Raw genomic sequence first — 18,425 nt, 5'->3', positions numbered from 1 at the left:
GGACGTCCGTGGCGCCGGAGCCGGAAGTCACAGGGAACAGAGGAGAAGCGACGTGAGCAAGTCGAGCGACTGGACACCCCATGTGGTGACGCCGGACACGGCGGGGGTGGCGGCGGACCACGCGGGCCTGCTGGCGGCGATCAGCGACACGGCGAAGACCGCCGAGCTGCTCCTCGCGAACAAGGCCCTGGTCTTCCGCGGCTTCGGCACGTCCCAGGAGCAGGTCGGCTCGGCGCTCGACCTGCTCCTGCCGAACCGGCTGGCCTACGTGCACGGCAACTCGCCCCGCACCAAGGTCGGCAGCAACGTCTACACGTCGACCGAGTACCCGGCCGAGTTCACCATCTCCATGCACAACGAGCTGTCCTACGCCCGCCGTTGGCCGTCCCGGCTCGCCTTCTACTGCGAGCGCAGCCCGGAGAGCGGGGGCGCGACGCCGGTGGTCGACGGCACGTTGTGGCTGAGCTCCCTGGACGAGGAGGTCAGGGCCGCCTTCAGCAAGGGCATCCGCTACACGCAGAACCTGCAGAGCGGGGCCGGGTTCGGCAAGAGCTGGCAGGACACGTTCGAGACCTCCGACAAGGACGAGGTGGCGGCGCACCTCGCGGACGCCGACGTCTCCTGGGAGTGGAAGGCGGACGACAGCCTGCGGATCACGCAGCTGCGCCCCGCCACCGTGCGGCATCCGGTCACCGGCGACGAGGTCTGGTTCAACCAGTTCGACCAGTGGCACCTCGCTGGGCTCGACGCCGACACCGCGACGATGCTCTCCGAGCTGATGACGGAGGACGAGCTGCCGCAGTCGGTGACGTTCGCCGACGGCACCCCGATTCCCGACGAGTACGTGGCGCACGTCCGTGACAACGGTCTGGCCGCTGCCGTGGACGTGGACTGGTACGAGGGCGACCTGCTCCTCATCGACAACGTGGCCGTGGCGCACGGCCGCCGCCCCTACACCGGGCCGCGCCGCGTCCTGGTCGCCATGTCCGGGTGACCTGAACCTGCCGGAACCGGGCCCGGGTCCGGGTCCACATCGCGCGGGACAGACCGGCGCTGAAGCTGCTGCTATGACACGAGGGGAACGCAAGAACACATGGTGCCGTTGTCGTATGCGCAGCGTCGGTTGTGGTTCCTGTACCGGTACGAGGGTCCCAGCGCGACCTACAACGTGCCGGTGGTGCTGCGCCTGTCCGGTGCCCTGGACGTCGATGCGCTGCACGCCGCGCTGAACGACGTGGTGGCGCGGCACGAGGCCCTGCGCACGGTCTTCCCGGACACGGATGGTCAGCCGTTCCAGGACATCCGCCCGGTCGCCGAGGCGCGGCCGGTGGTGGACGTCGAGACGGTCGCCGAGGCGGAGCTGAGCGGTGCGGTGGACCGTGCGGTGCGGTACGCCTTCGACCTGGCGACCGAACTTCCGCTCCGGGCGACGCTGTTCACCGTCGAGGACGCGGTGGGTGCGGTGGACGCCGTGGACGCCGTGGACGCTTCGGGTGGCGAGCACGTGCTCGTTCTGGTGATCCATCACATCGCCGGTGACGGCTGGTCGATGGGGCCGCTGATCCGTGACCTGAGCACCGCCTACGCCGCCCGTTGCGCGGACGCCACTCCCGCGTGGGAGCCGCTGCCGGTGCAGTACGCCGACTACACCCTGTGGCAGCACGAGCTCCTCGGTGAAGCCGACGACCCCGACAGTCTCCTGTCCGCCCAGCTCACCTACTGGAAGGGTGCGCTGGCCGGGCTGCCGGAGCTCATCGACCTGCCCACCGACCGCCCCTACCCGGAGCAGGCGGGGTCCGAGGGCAGTGCGGTCCCGGTGCGCATCGAGGCCGGACTGCACCGGGCTCTGACCGACCTCGCGCGGTCGCGCCAGACGACCGTCTTCATGGTGTTGCAGGCCGCCCTGGGCGTACTCCTGCACCGGCTCGGCGCCGGAACCGACATCCCCATCGGCACCCCGGTCGCGGGACGAGGTGAGGAGGAACTCGACGACCTGGTCGGCTTCTTCGTCAACACGCTCGTCCTGCGCGCCGACCTGTCCGGTGACCCGACGTTCACGGAGCTCCTCGACCGCGTCCGCGAGAGCGACCTCAACGCCTACGCCCACCAGGACGTCCCCTTCGAGAGCCTGGTGGAGGCGCTGAACCCGACGCGGTCCCTGGCCCACCACCCCCTCTTCCAGGTCATGCTCGCCTTCAACAATACCCCGCGCGCGGCCGTGGAGTTCGGCGGGCTCAAGGCGTCTCCCCAGGCCGTCCGCCTCCAGTCCGCCCGGATGGACCTGTCCGTCAGCTTCGCCGAACAGCACGACGCCGACGGCGCCGCCGACGGGATCAGCGGTGTGATCTCGTACCGCACCGACCTGTTCGACCACACCACGGTCACCGCCCTGGCCGAGCGGCTCATCCGCGTGCTGGAGAGCGGTGTCGCCGCCCCGGAGCGGCGCGTGTCGTCGTTCGACGTGCTGTCGGGCGACGAGCGGCGCCGGGTCCTGGAGGAGTGGAACGACACGTCCACGCCCGAACTCGCAGGTACCGCCGCCGAGTTGTTTCAGCAGCGTGCGCTGGCCCTGCCCGAGGTGAGCGCGCTCGTCGCCGACGGCGTCCCCGTCTCGTACGCGGACCTCAACGCCCGTGCGAACCGTCTGGCCCGGCTCCTGGTCGAGCGGGGTGTCGGCCCCGAGGACATCGTGGCGCTGGCCATCCCCCGGTCCGCCGACCTGATCACCGCGCTCCTCGCCGTACTCAAGGCGGGCGCCGCCTATCTGCCGCTCGACACCACCTACCCGGTCGACCGCATCCGCTTCATGCTGCGGGACGCCCGGCCGGGCCTCGTCCTGGCCCACTCCGGCGCCCGCGAGCTCCTGTCGGAGCAGGACGACACGGCCGTCGTCGTCCTCGACGAACCCGCGGTCCGTGAGCACCTCGCGGGCCTGGACGCGTCGGACCTCACCGACGCCGACCGGGTCGGCACCCTGGACGTCGCGCATCCGGCGTACGTCATCTACACCTCGGGATCGTCCGGCACGCCCAAGGGCGTCACCGTCCCGCACCGGGGCCTCGCCAACTTCGCGCTCGCGCAGAGCGAGCAGTGGGGCATCGGTGTCGGCTCCCGAGTGCTGCAGTTCCTGTCACCCAGCTTCGACGCCGCCGCGTCCGAGTTCTTCACGGCCCTGCTGACGGGCGGCACGCTGGTGCTCGCCGACGCGGACCGCCTCACGCCAGGGCCCGATCTCCTCGAACTCCTCCGCGCCGAGGAGATCACGCACTGCACGCTGGTGCCGTCGGTCCTGCGGGTGCTCTCCGAGAAGTCGCTGCCGGGCACGTTGACGCTGATCGTCGGCGGTGAGGCCTGCGGTCCGGAGATCGTGGAGCGCTGGTCCGCGGGGCGGAAGATGTTCAACGCGTACGGGCCGACGGAGATCACGGTGTGCGCGACGTTGAGCGAGGCGCTGTCGGGGGCGGTGGTGCCGCCGATCGGACGCCCGATCGCCAACGTACGGACGTACGTCCTGGACGAGGGCCTGTCCCCGGTGCCGCCCGGGGTGCCGGGTGAGTTGTACGTGGCCGGGGCCGGTGTCGCGCGTGGCTATCTGAACCGGCCCGGGCTGACCGCGGGACGTTTTGTCGCCGACCCGTACGGGCCCGCCGGGTCACGCATGTACCGCACCGGGGACTTGGTGCGGTGGAACCCAGACGGCACGCTGCAGTTCCTGGGCCGCGCCGACGACCAGGTCAAGTTGCGCGGCTTCCGCATCGAACTCGGCGAGATCGACGCCGCGTTGACCGCCTGTCCCGGCGTCCGGGCCGCCGCTGCCGTCATCCGCGAGGACCGGCCCGGTGACCGGCGCCTGGTCGGCTACGTGGTGGCCGATGACGTCGTCGGCATCGACACCGGTATCGACGTCGACCAGGTGAAGAAGAGCGTGGCCGCGCGGCTGCCGGAGTACATGGTGCCCACGGCCGTGGTGGTCCTGGACACGCTGCCCCTGAGCGCCCACGGAAAGCTGGACCACAGGGCGCTGCCCGTGCCCGACTACACCCGCGCCACCCCGACCCGGGCCCCCGGCACCCCACAGGAGCAGGTCGTCGCCGAGCTCTTCGCCGACGTCCTCGGGCTCGACGCCGATCAGGTCGGCGTCGACGACGGCTTCTTCGCCCTCGGCGGCGACAGCATCAGCTCCATCGTCCTGGTCACCCGCGCCCGCGAACGCGGCCTCGACCTCACGCCCCGCGACGTCTTCAAGGACCAGACGCCCGGAGCGCTGGCCCGCAGGGCGCGGCCGATCGGCGACGGGGACGGGCACTGCGGAGGCGGCACCGACGTCGACGTCGACCGCTCAGGAGTGGGCGCGGCACCGCTGACGCCCGTCATGCACTGGCTCCTCGAACCCGGCCACCCCGTCGACGGCTTCAACCAGTCCGTCTTCGTACAGGTGCCGGGCGGCATCGGCCGCGGGCAGCTCGGCGACGTACTGCAGGCGCTCGTCGATCACCACGACATGCTGCGGGCCCGACTCGTGCGGGACGGCAGCGACGCCGGTACCGACGCAGGTACGGGTGCGGGTACGGGGGCTGACTGGATGCTCGACGTCCCGGCCGCCGGTGCGGTGCCGGTCGAGCCGCTCCTCACCCAGGTGGTGACCGCCGGTCTCGACGACGAGCGGCGGCATGCACTCCTCGTGCGGCACGCGGAGCAGGCCCGCGCACGGCTCGCCCCGCACGACGGCGTCATGCTGCAGGCCGTCTGGTTCGACAACGGGCCCGAGGAGCCGGGCCGACTGCTCCTGACGATCCATCACCTGGTGGTCGACGGGGTTTCCTGGCGGATCCTGCTGCCGGATCTCGCCGTCGCGGGAGCAGCCGTACTCGCCGGACGGACACCCGAGTTGGCGCCGGTCGGCACGTCGTTCCGGCAGTGGGCCCGCAGGCTCACGGAGCTGGCCCGCGAACCCCGGACCACCGCGGCGCTGCCCCAGTGGACCGACATGCTGTCCCGGCCCGAGCCCCGCCTCGGACAGGACGCGGAGGACCGCTCCGCGCACGGCACCGCCGACACACTGGCCTCGCTGCGCGTGAACGTACCGGCCCGGCTCACCGAGGCGCTCCTCACCCGCGCGCCCGCCACGCTGCACTCCACCACCAACGAGATGCTCCTGACCGGGCTCGCGGTCGCCCTCGCCGACTGGCGCGACGACTCCCGGCACACCGGCACGCTCATCGACCTGGAGGGACACGGCCGCCAGGACGACCTCGCGAAGGCCGACACCTCCCGCACCGTCGGATGGTTCACCAGCACGGCGCCGGTCCGGCTCGATCCGGGCACCGTACCGGCCGCCGAGCTGCACACCGGCGGACCCGCGGTGGGCCGCGCGCTGCAACTGGTCAAGGAGCAGCTGCGCGCCGTCCCCGACAGCGGTTTCGCGTACGGACTGCTGCGCCACCTCAACCCGGAGACGGCCCCCGCCCTCGCCGGTCTCGCCGCCCCCCAGGTCTCCTTCAACTACCTCGGCAGGTTCGCGGTGCCTGCCCCCGGCGCCGACGCCACGGCCGCGGACTGGCAGCAGGTGCCCGGCAGCCCGTCGCTCGGCGGTCTGGACCCGCGGATGCAGGCCCCGCACCCGTTGATGATCAATGCGGTCACCGTGGACTCCGCCGACGGTTCCCGGCTGAGCGCGACCTTCAAGTGGCCCGAGGCCCTCTTCACCCACGACCGCGTCCAGGAGCTCGCCGACGCCTGGCTGGCCGCGCTCGCCGCACTCGGCACGCACGCGGAGGGCTCCGCGCCCGCGGGCCGGACCCCCAGCGACCTCGACCTCGTCGACCTCACCCACCACCAGGTCGCCCGCCTCGAGGAGCAGTACCCGGAGCTGGCCGACGTCTGGCCGCTGTCCCCGCTCCAGGAAGGGATGCTCTTCCACGCCCTCGCCGACGGCGCGGAACCCGACGCCCACGACGTCTACACCGTCCAGATGGCGCTCCGCCTCGACGGCGTCGTACACGGCGATGCCCTGCGGGCTGCGGCCCAGCGCATGCTGGAGCGCCACCCCAACCTGCGAGCGGCGTTCTGCCACGAGGGTCTGGACCGGCCGGTGCAGATCGTCGAGAACGGTACGCAACTGCCGTGGCAGGACGTGGACTTGCGCGCAGGCGTCGACTCCGCAGCCGACGCCGATGCCGACTTCGGCGTCGACTCCGGCGTCGAAGCGGCCCTGGACGCGTTCCTGAGCGAGGAGCGGGCGCGACGCTTCGACCTGGCGCGGCCGCCGCTCATGCGGTTCGCCCTGGTCCGCCTGGGCGAGGACCGTCACTGCCTGGTCATCACCCAGCATCACATCCTCACCGACGGCTGGTCCTCCAGCCTCCACATCAATGAACTCCTCGCCCTGTACCGGCTGTACGCGGACGGTGGCGACGATTCCGTCCTGCCCAGGACGACCCCCTACCGCGACTACCTGACATGGCTCGTGGAGCGCGACCGGACCGCGGCGCACGACGCCTGGGCCGAGGCGTTGGCGGGGGCCGAGCCGACGTACGCGGCGGCGGTCGCACCCTCGGCGACCCCGGGTACCGCGCCCCTGCCCGAGCGGCTGGTGTCCCACCTGGACGCGGACACCACGACGGCACTCGACGCCCAGGCACGCCGCGCCGGGGTGACCCTCAACACCCTGGTGCAGTGCGCGTGGGGTGCCCTCCTCGGCCGGACGACCGGTCAGGACGACGTGGTCTTCGGCGCCGTGGTGTCGGGGCGGTCGCCGGAGATCCCGGGCATCGAGAACATGATCGGCCTGTTCATCAACACGGTTCCGGTCCGGGTGCGGCTGCGTGCCGAGGACACGTGGGCCGATCTGGCGGGGCGGGTGCAGGACGAGCAGGGTGCGCTGCTGCCGCACCAGCACGTGTCTCTTACGGAGATCCAGCGGGCGGCCGGTGCGGGTGGTATCGGCGGCTCCGGTGGTACGGGTGGTCTTTTCGACACCGTCGTCGCCTTCGAGAACTACCTGTCGCCCCGTACCGCCCAGGCGGACACCGACGGAGGTCTGCGGGTCACCGGAGCCACGGGCCACGACGGCGCCCACTACCCGCTGAGCCTCGTCGTCGTCCCGGGCCCCGAGCTGCGGCTGCGCCTCGACCACCGCACGGACAGCTACGCCTCCCCGGACGCGGAAGCACTCCTCGACCGTCTCGTGCGGATCCTGACGGCGATGTCCGAGGATGCGGGGCAGCGGGTCGGGGCGGTGGAGCTGCTCTCGGTCGATGAACGTGAGCGGGTGGCAGACACGTGGGCCGCCGGTCCGGTGGTGGAGGTGCCGGAGAAGACGGCGCCCGCCATGTTCGCGGCGCGGGTCGCACAGGCGCCGGATGCCGCGGCGCTGGTGGCGGCGGATGGCAGCACCGTCTACTCGTACGCCGAGTTGGATGCGCGGGCGAGTCGGCTCGCGCGGCTGCTGGTGGAGCGGGGCGTGGGGCCGGAGCAGGTGGTGGCGCTCGCGTTGCCGCGCTCGCCGGAGCTGGTCGTGGCCGTGCTGGCGGTGTGGAAGGCCGGAGCGGCGTACCTGCCGATCGACACCGGGTATCCGGTCGACCGGATCCGCTTCATGGTCGAGGACGCCCGGCCCGCGCTCGTGGTGACGGACGCGACGACCACCTCTCTATGGGCTCAGGAAACGCCGGTCGTGCGGCTCGACGACGCCTTTATCCAGGCGGAGTTGGCGGCCTGCGACCCAACAGATCCTGTCGCATCCGTGACCGGGCCCGCCCATCCTGCCTATGTCATCTACACCTCCGGGTCGACGGGCATACCCAAGGGTGTCGTGGTGACCCACGCGGGCCTGGTGAGCCTCGTGGCATCTTCCGCACCCCGCCTGGGTGTGGGACCCGGCAGCCGGGTCCTGCAGTTCGCCTCCCCCAGCTTCGACGCGGCCACCTGGGACTGGAGCCTGGCACTGCTGTCAGGCGCGGCCTTGGTCGTGGCCGACGCACAGGAGCTCGCCCCCGGCGACGCCCTCGCACGCGTACTCACCCACGCGGGCGTCACGTACTGCATGGTGCCGCCCTCCGCGCTCGGCGTACTGGACGTGACACAGGCCCCCGAAACCATGACAGTCGTCGTGGGCGGCGAAGCCTGCGGACCCGATGTGGCCGAACGCTGGTCCGCGGGCCGACGCATGGTCAACGCCTACGGCCCCACGGAAACCACCGTCTGCGCAACCCTGAGCGAACCACTCTCGGGCGCGGCGGCACCGCCCATCGGCCGACCCATCGGCAACACACGGACGTACGTCCTGGACGCCGGACTGTCCCCCGTACCCCCCGGCGTGCCCGGTGAGTTGTACGTCGCCGGAACCGGCGTCGCCCGCGGCTATCTCAACCGGCCCGGACTCACCGCGCAACGCTTCATCCCCGACCCGTACGGCCCCACCGGATCGCGCATGTACCGCACGGGTGACCTCGCGGCCTGGAACAACGACGGCACCCTGCGCTACCTCGGCCGCGCCGACGACCAGGTCAAACTGCGCGGCTTCCGCATCGAACTCGGCGATATCGAAGCCGCGTTGACCGCCTGTCCCGGTGTCCGGGCCGCCGCTGCCGTCATCCGCGAGGACCGCCCCGGCGACCGCCGCCTGGTCGGCTACGTCGTGAGCGACGGCGGCAGTCACGCCGAACCGGCCGCCGTGCGCGCCCAGGTGGCCGACCGCCTGCCGGACTACATGGTCCCGTCCGCCGTCCTGGTCCTGAACGAACTCCCCCTCATGCCGAACGGCAAGCTCGACCGCAAGGCCCTGCCCGCACCCGACTACAGCGGCACGTCCACCTCCTCCCGGGCCCCGCGCGACGCCCGCGAGGAGATCCTCGCCGGACTCTTCACCGAAGTCCTCGGCCTCGATCAGGTCGGCGTGGACGACAGCTTCTTCGATCTGGGCGGGCACTCGCTGCTGGCCATGCGTCTCGTCGGCCGCGTACGCGCGGTGATGGGAGTGGACCTGGCGATACGCGACCTCTTCGCGGCGCCGACGGTCGCCGCCCTCGCACGGACGGTTGCGGTACCGACGAGCCTGGCCGCGCGCCCCGCGCTGAAGCCCGCCACGCGCCCGGAACAGACACCGCTGTCCTTTGCGCAGCGCCGGTTGTGGTTCCTGTACCGGCTGGACGGGCCCAACCCGACGTACAACGTGCCGGTGGTCCTGCGCCTGTCCGGTGCCCTGGACGTCGATGCGCTGCACGCCGCGCTCAACGACGTGGTCGCGCGGCACGAGGCCCTGCGCACGGTCTTCCCGGACCACGACGGCCAGCCGTTCCAGGACATCCGGCCCGCCGCCGAAGCCCGCCCCGAAGTGAGCGTCGGGACGATCACCGAAGCGGACCTGGCCGGTGCGGTGGACCACGCCGTCCGGCACCCCTTCGACCTCGCGACCGAACTGCCCCTCCGCGCCGCCCTGTTCACCATCAAGGACGCCGTGGACGAGCACGTCCTCGCCCTGGTCATCCACCACATCGCGGGCGACGGCTGGTCCATGGGCCCGCTGACCCGCGACCTCAGCACCGCCTACGCGGCCCGGTGCGCGGGCGGTACTCCCGCGTGGGAGCCGCTCCCCGTCCAGTACGCCGACTACACCCTCTGGCAGCACGAACTCCTCGGTGAAGCCGACGACCCCGACAGCCTCCTGTCCGCCCAGCTCACCCACTGGAAGGACGCCCTGGCCGGGCTCCCCGACCGCATCGACCTGCCCACCGACCACCCCTACCCGGAGCAGGCGGGGTCCGAGGGCGGTGTGGCCCCGGTGCACATCGAGGCCGACCTGCACCAGGCCCTGACCAACCTCACGCGGTCGCGCCAGACGACCATGTTCATGGTGCTGCAGGCCGCCCTGAGCGCACTTCTGCACCGGCTCGGCGCCGGAACCGACATCGCCATCGGCACCCCGGTCGCAGGCCGTGGCGAGGAAGAACTCGACGACCTCGTCGGCTTCTTCGTCAACACCCTCGTCCTGCGCACCGACCTCTCCGGCGACCCCACCTTCACCGAACTCCTCGACCGCGTCCGCGAGAGCGACCTCAACGCCTACGCCCACCAGGACGTCCCCTTCGAGGGCCTGGTGGAGGCGCTCAACCCGACACGGTCCCTCGCCCACCACCCGCTCTTCCAGGTCATGCTCGCCTTCAACAACACCCCGCGCGCAGAGCTGAAGTTCGGCGGTCTCGATGCCTCGGCGCGGCCCGCGGGCTACCACGCGGCGCGCACGGACCTGGCCCTGAGCCTGGCCGAACGGCACGGCGAGGACGGTTCCCCCGACGGGATCCTCGGCTCCCTCACCTACCGCACCGACCTGTTCGAGCAGCACACGATGAGCGCGCTGGTGGAGCGGCTGCTGCGGGTGCTGCGTACGGTCGTGGCCGATCCCGACCAGGGCATCGCCTCCGTCGACGTCCTGTCGGACGACGAGCGGCACCGGGTGCTCGAAGAGTGGAACGACACGGCCGCCGCGGTGCCCGCTGCCACCGTGCCCGAGCTGTTCCAGGCACAGGCCGCCGCCACGCCGGACGCCATCGCGCTGATCGCCGACGGCACCCACCTCACGTACGCCGAACTCAACACCCGCGCCAACCAACTGGCACACCACCTGATCCAGCAGGGCGTCGGCCCCGAGCACATCGTCGCTCTCGCCCTGCCCCGGTCCCCCGACCTGATCACCGCACTCCTCGCGGTGTTGAAAGCAGGCGCCGCCTACCTGCCCATCGACACCGCCTACCCGCTCGACCGCATCCACTTCATGCTGGCGGACGCCCGCCCCACCCGCGTCCTGACCGACACCACCACCAGCGACCTCTGGCCCGAGGGCACCCCCACCCTCCACCTCGACGACCCCGCCCACCACACCCGCACCGCAGCGCTCGACCCCACCGACCCCACCACCACGCCCGACCCCGACCACCCCGCGTACGTCATCTACACCTCCGGCTCCACCGGCACCCCCAAGGGCGTCACCGTCCCGCACCGAGGTCTCGCCAACTTCATGGATGACATGAGGGGCCGGATCGGTGTCCGGGAGGGGGACCGGTTCCTGTCCGTGACGACGATCGCGTTCGACATCGCCGGGCTGGAGATCTACCTGCCGCTCCTGTGCGGCGCCGGGGTCGTGCTGCCCGGTGCGACGGTGGAGAACGAGCCGCTCGCCATGGTCCGGCTGATCGCCGATGCCGAGGTCACCGTGGTGCAGGCGACGCCGTCGCTGTGGCGGGAGTTGGCGGCGACGCCCGGCGCGACGAGCCTCGGGCTGCGCCGTGTGCTGGTGGGCGGCGAGGCCGTCTCCTCGGCCCTGGCTGAGACGCTCTGCGAGGTCGGCCGGGCGGTGACGAATGTGTACGGGCCCACCGAGACGACGATCTGGTCGACGGCGGCCGAGCTGACCCGTGGCGATGTCGGAGCCACTCCGTCGATCGGGCGTCCGATCGCGAACACGCGGGCGTACGTCCTGGACGCCGCGCTGCGACCGGTCCCGCCGGGTGTCGCAGGCGAGCTGTACCTCGCCGGGGCCGGGCTCGCCCGCGGCTACCTGAACCGGCCCGGGCTGACCGCAGAACGCTTCGTCGCCGATCCGCACGGGCCCGCCGGATCGCGCATGTACCGCACCGGTGACCTCGCGGCCTGGAACAACGACGGCAGCCTGCGCTACCTCGGACGCACCGACGACCAGGTCAAACTGCGCGGCTTCCGCATCGAACTCGGCGAGATCGAGGCGGCGTTGACCGCGTGCCCCGGCGTCGTGAGTGCTACTGCCGTCATCCGTGAGGACCGGCCCGGCGACCGACGCCTCGTCGGCTATGTCGTGGCCGATGACGTCGTGGACGTCGACCAGGTGAAGAAGGCCGTCGCCGAACGACTGCCCGAGTACATGGTGCCCACCGCCCTCGTCGCCCTGGACGCCCTGCCCCTGACCCCCAACGGAAAACTGGACCGCAAGGCACTCCCCGCACCCGACTACACCAGCGCCACCGCCAGCACTCCCACCCGCGCCCCCAGCACCCCGCACGAGCGGATCATCGCGGGCCTCTTCGCCGAGGTGCTCGGCGTGGATGTCGCCCGGGTCGGCAGCGACGCGAGCTTCTTCGCGCTCGGCGGGCACTCCCTGCTCGCCATGCGCCTCATCGGACGGATCCGTGCCGCCCTCGGCGCGCAGTTGCGGCCCAGGGACTTCTTCGAGGCACCCACCGTGGCCGGGCTCGCCGGGCGGCTGCGCGGGGCGGCGAAGGCACAGGGCGATGTCCTGCTGCCGCTGCATCCGGAGGGGGATCGGGCGCCGGTCTTCTGCGTCCACCCCGCGGGCGGGCACAGCTGGGGGTACTACCACCTCAAGGACCATCTGCCGCCCGGCCACCCGCTCTACGGCCTCCAGGCCCGCACCCTCCTGCAGGGCGCGGAGCCCCCGGCGACGCTCTCGGCGATGGCCGCGGACTACGTGGAGCAGCTGCGCTCCGTGCAGCCCAGCGGGCCGTACCACCTCGTCGGTTGGTCGTTCGGCGGACTCGTCGCCTTCGAGATGGCCACGCAACTCCAGGAGCAGGGCGAGGAGATCGCGCTCCTGGCGCTCCTGGACGCCTTGCCCGCCGCGGCGAAGGACGGCGTCGAGCCGGTGCCCGCGGACGAGGACAGCATGCTGCGGATGATCGCCGCGAACGCCGGTTACGATCCGTCCGCCATCACCACCGTCGGCGCCGACGAGCCCCTGACTCCGGCCGCGTTGAGCGCGTTCTTCCAGCAGGTCGGCGCGGTGATGGCCAATCTGACGCCGGACGACCTGCGTACCTTCGCGCACACGCTGCGGCACAACGCGGGCATCGGCGCGGCGTTCTCGCCCGGCGTGTTCCGCGGCAACCTGCTCGTGCTGACCGCGGGCCTGGGGCGGGACGGGTCCCGGACCGCGCCCGACAAGGGACTGGACGCCTGGACGCCACACGTCGACGGACGGGTCGACGAGCACCAAGTCCCCTGCTCCCACGACGACATGTTGCTGCCGAACGTCCTGAAGCCCGTGGGCGAGGTCCTCTCCCGCACCCTTCAGAACCTTCCCCTGCAGAACTTTCCCCTGCAGAACCTCCCCTCCATCAAGCCCTCAAGGAGCTGACATGACGAACCCCTTCGAGAACCCGGACGGCACCTACCTGGTGCTCGTCAACGACGAGAACCAGCACTCGCTCTGGCCGGTCACCGTGGACGTGCCCGCGGGCTGGACCACCGCGCACCCGAGCGACACGCGCGAGGCCTGCCTGCGCTTCATCGAGGAGAACTGGACCGACATGCGCCCGCGCAGCCTCGCGCAGCGCATGGCCGACAAGTAAGGAGAGAGGGAAGAGCGTGGGCTCCCCGACCGCCCGTCCCGCTGCCGGCTACGACCGTGCGCGGCACGGCATCCACAATTTGCGCCGTGCCGAGGTCATCGCCGACCCCGGGCTCTACTGGAAGGCGATTTCCGAGCTTCCGCCCGTCTTCTACGACGAGGTGGGAGGCGTCTGGGTCTGTTCCGGGTACGCCGAGTCGGTCGAGATCCTCGCCAACCACCGGGCGTTCTCGTCCGCGCGCCACCACTCCCCCGACGACCTGGCGGCGCGCGGCATGAGCGGCATCGTGCCGACCGCCGAAATGCTGTCCGCCCAGTTCCTCTTCAACGATCCGCCGGACCACACCCGGATCAGGAACGCCCTGCGGGGCGAGTTCTCACCGGCCGGTCTGCAACGGCACGACGACGTCCTGCGGGCGATCGCCCACCGGGTCCTGGACACACTGCCCGACGCCGGAACCATCGACCTGGTGAAGGACTTCGCCGAGCGGCTGCCCGAGCACCTGATGACCCATCTGCTGGGCATGCCGGGCCGCGGCGCGGAACTCACCGAGTGGGCCGACGCGTACGAGCGCCTGCTCAGCAGCGTCTCCACCTTTCCCAGCCGGGCCGACCTGGAGACGGTCCCGCTGCTCGACAAGGCGCTCGCCGGGCTGCGCGAACTAGCCGCCGAACGCCTCGCCGCGCCCGGCGACGACCTCGTCTCCACCCTGGCGACGGCCCTGCGGGACGACTTCGCCGCGGATCCCGCGGAGGAACCGCCCGCCGAGCTGCTCCACCTCGTCGCCGCCAACGCGATGGTCCTGGTCGCGGGCGGCTACCAGACCCTGACGCACCTCGTCTCCAGCGGACTGCTGCTGCTCGCCGACCACCCGGAGCAGCTGCGGCAATTGCGGCAGGACCACTCGCTCGCGGATTCCGCCGTGGCCGAGGTGCTGCGGATCGACGGGTCGAGCCAGTACGTGGGGCGGCATGCCGCGCGCGACATCGAGATCGGCGGGGCGCGGATGGCGACCGGGGACGGAGTCCTCGTCCTGCTCGCCGCGGCCAACCTCGACCCCCGCAAGTTCACCGACCCCGCCGCCTTCGACATCGCGCGCAGCGAGGGCCGCCACCTCGGGTTCGGCTCCGGTCCGCACTACTGCCTGGGGGCGCCGTTCGCCGAACGTCTGGCGCGCTGGGCGATCCTCGGGTTCGTCGAGCGCTACGAGCGGTTCGGTCTGTCGCCGACCGAGGCGGACCCGGTGGAGTGGGGGCCGCACTGCAACACGCGCTCCCGGCACCGGGCCATGGTGCTCGTCGGCCGTACGGTCGAGACGGTCGAGAGCGAGTCGCCGGAAGGCCGCCTTCCCTCCGCGGTCCGCACCGTGGACGCCCGAGCGGTCGACGCCCGAGCGGTCGACGCCGTGCCCGCGGCCAAGGCGGTCACCGATCTCGAACGGCACCAGATCGTCGCCGAGTGGAACGACACCAAGGCCGACGACGACGGCGCCGCCCAGGTCTGCTGGCAGCTCCTCTTCGAGGAGCGGGCCCGGCTTGCGCCGGACAGCACGGCGGTCGAGGACGAGGGCGTCGTGTACTCGTACGCGGACATCGACGCACTGGCGAACGGGGCCGCGCACCGGCTGCGTGAGCTGGGCGTGGAGCCCGAGACGGTCGTCGCGATCAGCATGGAACGCTCCGTGCGGCTGGTGGTCGCCATCCTGGCCGTGGCCAAGGCCGGGGGCGCCTTCCTGCTCGCCGCCGCCGACTGCCCCGGCGAGCGACTGCGGACCATGCTGGAGCAGACGTCCGCGCGGCTCGTCATCGCCGACGACGCCACCGGGGACCGGATCGCGGCCCTGGACGTCCCGGCGGACGTCGTACGGCTCGATCCGGCCGTGCGCGCCGCCGCCCCGCCGATCACCGGCGTCGGACCGGGCAACACCGCCTACATCGTGTTCACCAGCGGCACCACCGGCCGTCCGAAGGCCATCGCCAACAGCCACGAGGCGCTGACGAACCTGCACATCGCGCAGCGCACGGTGTTCCGGATCCGGCCGCAGGACAGGGTGCTGCAGTTCCTGTCGCTGAACTTCGACGGCTGCATCTCCGAGGCCGTCCTGGCGCTGCTGTGCGGGGCGACGCTCGTCGTCGCGCGGGCCGCGCAGCTGACCCCCGGCCCCCCGCTGCTGCGGCTGCTGCGTGAGCGGCGGGTGAGCGTCGCCATCATGACGCCGTCGGTGTGGGCGGCGCTCGGCCGCGATCCGCTGCCCAACCTGCGCATCGCGGCCTTCGCGGGCGAGCGGCTGCCCGGCGCCCTGGTCCGCCGCTGGACGGCGCAGGGCCGCAGGCTCCTCAACCTCTACGGTCCCGCCGAGGCGGCGGTCTGGACGACCTGGCACGAGTGCTCCGGCGACGAGGACCCGCCGATCGGGCGTCCGGTCGCGGGCAAGCGCGTCTACGTCCTGGACGAGGAGCAGCGGCTGCTGCCTGCCGGAAGCCCGGGCGAGCTGTACATCGCGGGGATCGGGGTCGGCCGCTATCTCGGGCGCCCCGACCTCATGGCCGATTCGTTCGTGCCGGACCCCTTCGCGGGGCGGCCGGGACGGTTGATGTACCGGAGCGGTGACCTGTGCGTCTGGCGGGAGGACGGCTCTCTGGAGTACGTCGGCCGCCGCGACCGGCAGGTGAAGATCCGGGGTCAGCGGGTCGAACTGTACGAGGTGGAGCGGGTGTTGGAGAAAGCACCCGGGGTGTCCTCCTGCCACGCCGTCGAGCGCGACAACCGACTGCACGCCTACGTGGTGCCCGAGGGGCCGGGTTCCTGGGACGAGGCCGCGGTACGTCGCCATCTCGCCGAGCGGCTGCACGGCGGCATGATCCCGGCGGTGTTCACCGTCACGGAGCAACTGCCGATCACCTCGATCGGGAAGGTGGGGCAGCGGCACGAGACGGCTGCCGTGCCGGTGGCCGAGGTGTCTGCGATACCGGTGGTGCCCGTAGTGCCTGCGGTGCCTGCCGCGACCGCGCCGGACGCCGACGCGGGGTCCACCCACGTCACCTGGGAGCTGGCTCAGCTGTTCTCGTCGTGCCTGCGTGTGCCGCAGGTCCACGTGAAGCTGGACACCGACTTCTTCTCCGCGGGCGGCGACTCATTGGCCATGGCCGAGTTCATGGCGGCCGCCGAGGACCGCTTCGGCATGGTGATCGACATCCAGCGACTGCTCGACGAACCGACCCTGGCCGGACTTGTGCAGCTTGTGAGCGAGGGGCGAACGGTTCAGTGAACGACGGAACGACGCAGGCCGGAACAGCGCGGGCGCGGCCGGTGATCAGTACGTGGGGGGACGGGACGGACACGGCTGCCCGGCCCGTGGTGATCGTGCACGGCTCGGTGGACCGCAGCGACACGTTCCGCCGCGTGGTCGATCAGCTGCCGGGCCGTCCGGTCCTCGGCTACGACCGGCGCGGCTGGGGCGCGTCCCGCCCTCTCGGTGGCGCGGACGTCGACTTCCAGGTGCACGTGCACGACCTGCGCGCGGCTCTGGCGGAGCTGGACATGGCACCGGTCGTGCTCGGCCACAGTTACGGCGCGCTGGTGGCCATGGCCGCCGCGGCCGCCGACCCGTCGCGTGTCGCCGGGATCGTCGCCGTCGAACCCCCGGTGCGCTGGCTGCCCTGGTGGCCCGCCGACGACCCGTGGGAGCGGACCGTGCGCGACGCCGCCGCCCAGGGAGGTCCGGAGCAGGCGACGCGGGCCATGCTCGCCGAACTCCTGGGCCCCGCAAGCCGGTTGCACCTGGCCCGCGCCCGTCCTTCCGACCTCGCCGCGGACGGGGCGGCCCTCATCTCCGAGATGACGGACCCCACGGTCGACGCTCCCGCGTTCGACCCGCTGACGTTTCCGCTGCGCACCGTGGTGGCGGCCGGATCGCGGTCGGCCGCGCACCACAGGGAAGTGGCACGACGGCTCGCCGAGCTGCTGCCGCACGGCCGGTTCGCCGAGATCGCCGGTGCGGGTCACGCCGCGCACGTCAGCCATCCGCAGGAACTGGCCGAACTGGTACGAGAGATCGACATGATCGAGGAGCAACACGCATGATGCCCAGCGCACTTGAGAACGCCGTCTACGGACTGCTCTCCACTCCGGTGCTTCACACCGCCGTCGAGCACGGGGTGTTCACCTCCCTCATCGAGGACGGCCCGGGCACCGTCGCTGTCCTCGCCGAGCGCCTCGACATCGACGAGGACACCCTGGACCGCATGCTGCTCGTCCTGACGTCCCTCGGCGTCGTCACCCGCGCGACGGACGGCGCATACTCCCTGACGTCCGACGCGGCGCCGTTCCTCGACCCCCGCAACAGCCGGTACCTGGGCGGCTTCATCAAGCACCTCACGCTGGAGACCCAGGGCCGCCTCGGCCGTCTCGACACCTACCTCGCCAAGGGGAAGCCGACCTCGGAGGCGTCCCCGTTCGACGACGTGTACCGCGACGCCGAGTCGCTGCAGGACTTCATGCGCGCCATGTGGGACCTGAGCTTCGGCGCCTCGCAGGAGCTGGCCGTACTCGCCGGGATGGCGGGGACCAAGCACCTCGTGGACGTCGGCGGGGCCACAGGACCGTTCGCCGTGGCGGCGCTGCTCAGCGAGCCCGCGCTGCGCGCCACCGTCTTCGACATGCCCGCGGTGGGCCCGCTGGTCGGCGAGGACGCCGAAGCACGACCGGTCGCCGACCGGCTCGACTTCGTCGGCGGCGACTTCTTCGCGGACGAACTCCCGCAGGGCGACTGCCTCGCCTTCGGCTACATCCTCTCCGACTGGGACGACGACACCTGCGTCACGTTGCTGGAGAAGGCGTACCGCGCGTGCCAGGCACCTGGCCGGGTCCTCATCATGGACCGCCTCTTCGAGGACGACCGCAGCGGTCCGCTGGCCACCGCCGCGATGAACCTCGTGATGCACATCGAGATGGCCGGGAAGCACCGGACGGCCGCCGAGTTCGTCGCCCTGCTGGAGCGGGCTGGGTTCGGCGACTGCGAGGTGCGGCGGTCCGGCGGCGAGAAGCACGTGGTCATCGGCCACAAGAGGTAGCCACGGTGGGCGGCTG

6 protein-coding genes are annotated in these 18,425 nt (G+C 71.9%); all 6 read left to right on the top strand.

From position 1 onward, the window contains the following. Positions 1-52 precede the first annotated feature (52 nt). The 6 genes from AC068B_RS12335 (at position 53) to AC068B_RS12310 (ending at position 18,409) form a co-directional block, all read left to right on the top strand. A complete protein-coding gene (locus tag AC068B_RS12335) occupies positions 53-994 on the top strand; it encodes a TauD/TfdA family dioxygenase (RefSeq protein WP_478671042.1) in 942 nt (313 codons plus the stop codon). Positions 995-1,096: 102 nt separating this feature from the next. Beyond that, positions 1,097-13,123 (top strand): amino acid adenylation domain-containing protein, encoded by a 12,027-nt coding sequence (locus AC068B_RS12330; protein WP_478671289.1) that lies wholly within the window; start codon positions 1,097-1,099, stop codon positions 13,121-13,123. 1 nt (position 13,124) lies between these two features. After that, the gene (locus AC068B_RS12325; RefSeq protein WP_478671041.1) at positions 13,125-13,337 is read left to right on the top strand and encodes an MbtH family protein; all 213 of its coding nucleotides are present in this window, start codon (positions 13,125-13,127) and stop codon (positions 13,335-13,337) included. A 16-nt stretch (positions 13,338-13,353) separates the two neighbouring features. After that, positions 13,354-16,605 carry an amino acid adenylation domain-containing protein gene (locus AC068B_RS12320; protein ID WP_478671039.1) on the top strand — a complete coding sequence of 1,084 codons (3,252 nt, stop codon included), beginning with the start codon at positions 13,354-13,356 and terminating at the stop codon, positions 16,603-16,605. Beyond that, positions 16,602-17,420 carry an alpha/beta fold hydrolase gene (locus AC068B_RS12315; protein ID WP_478671037.1) on the top strand — a complete coding sequence of 273 codons (819 nt, stop codon included), beginning with the start codon at positions 16,602-16,604 and terminating at the stop codon, positions 17,418-17,420. The genes AC068B_RS12320 and AC068B_RS12315 overlap by 4 nt, the downstream gene beginning before the upstream one ends. Beyond that, positions 17,417-18,409 carry a methyltransferase gene (locus AC068B_RS12310; RefSeq protein ID WP_478671036.1) on the top strand — a complete coding sequence of 331 codons (993 nt, stop codon included), beginning with the start codon at positions 17,417-17,419 and terminating at the stop codon, positions 18,407-18,409. The genes AC068B_RS12315 and AC068B_RS12310 overlap by 4 nt, the downstream gene beginning before the upstream one ends. Positions 18,410-18,425: the final 16 nt, after the last annotated feature.

The sequence above is a fragment of the Streptomyces sp. NPDC042371 genome, assembly GCF_056437465.1.
The sequence above is the reverse complement of the archived record's forward strand: the minus strand, read 5'-3'. Positions and strand labels throughout refer to the sequence as shown.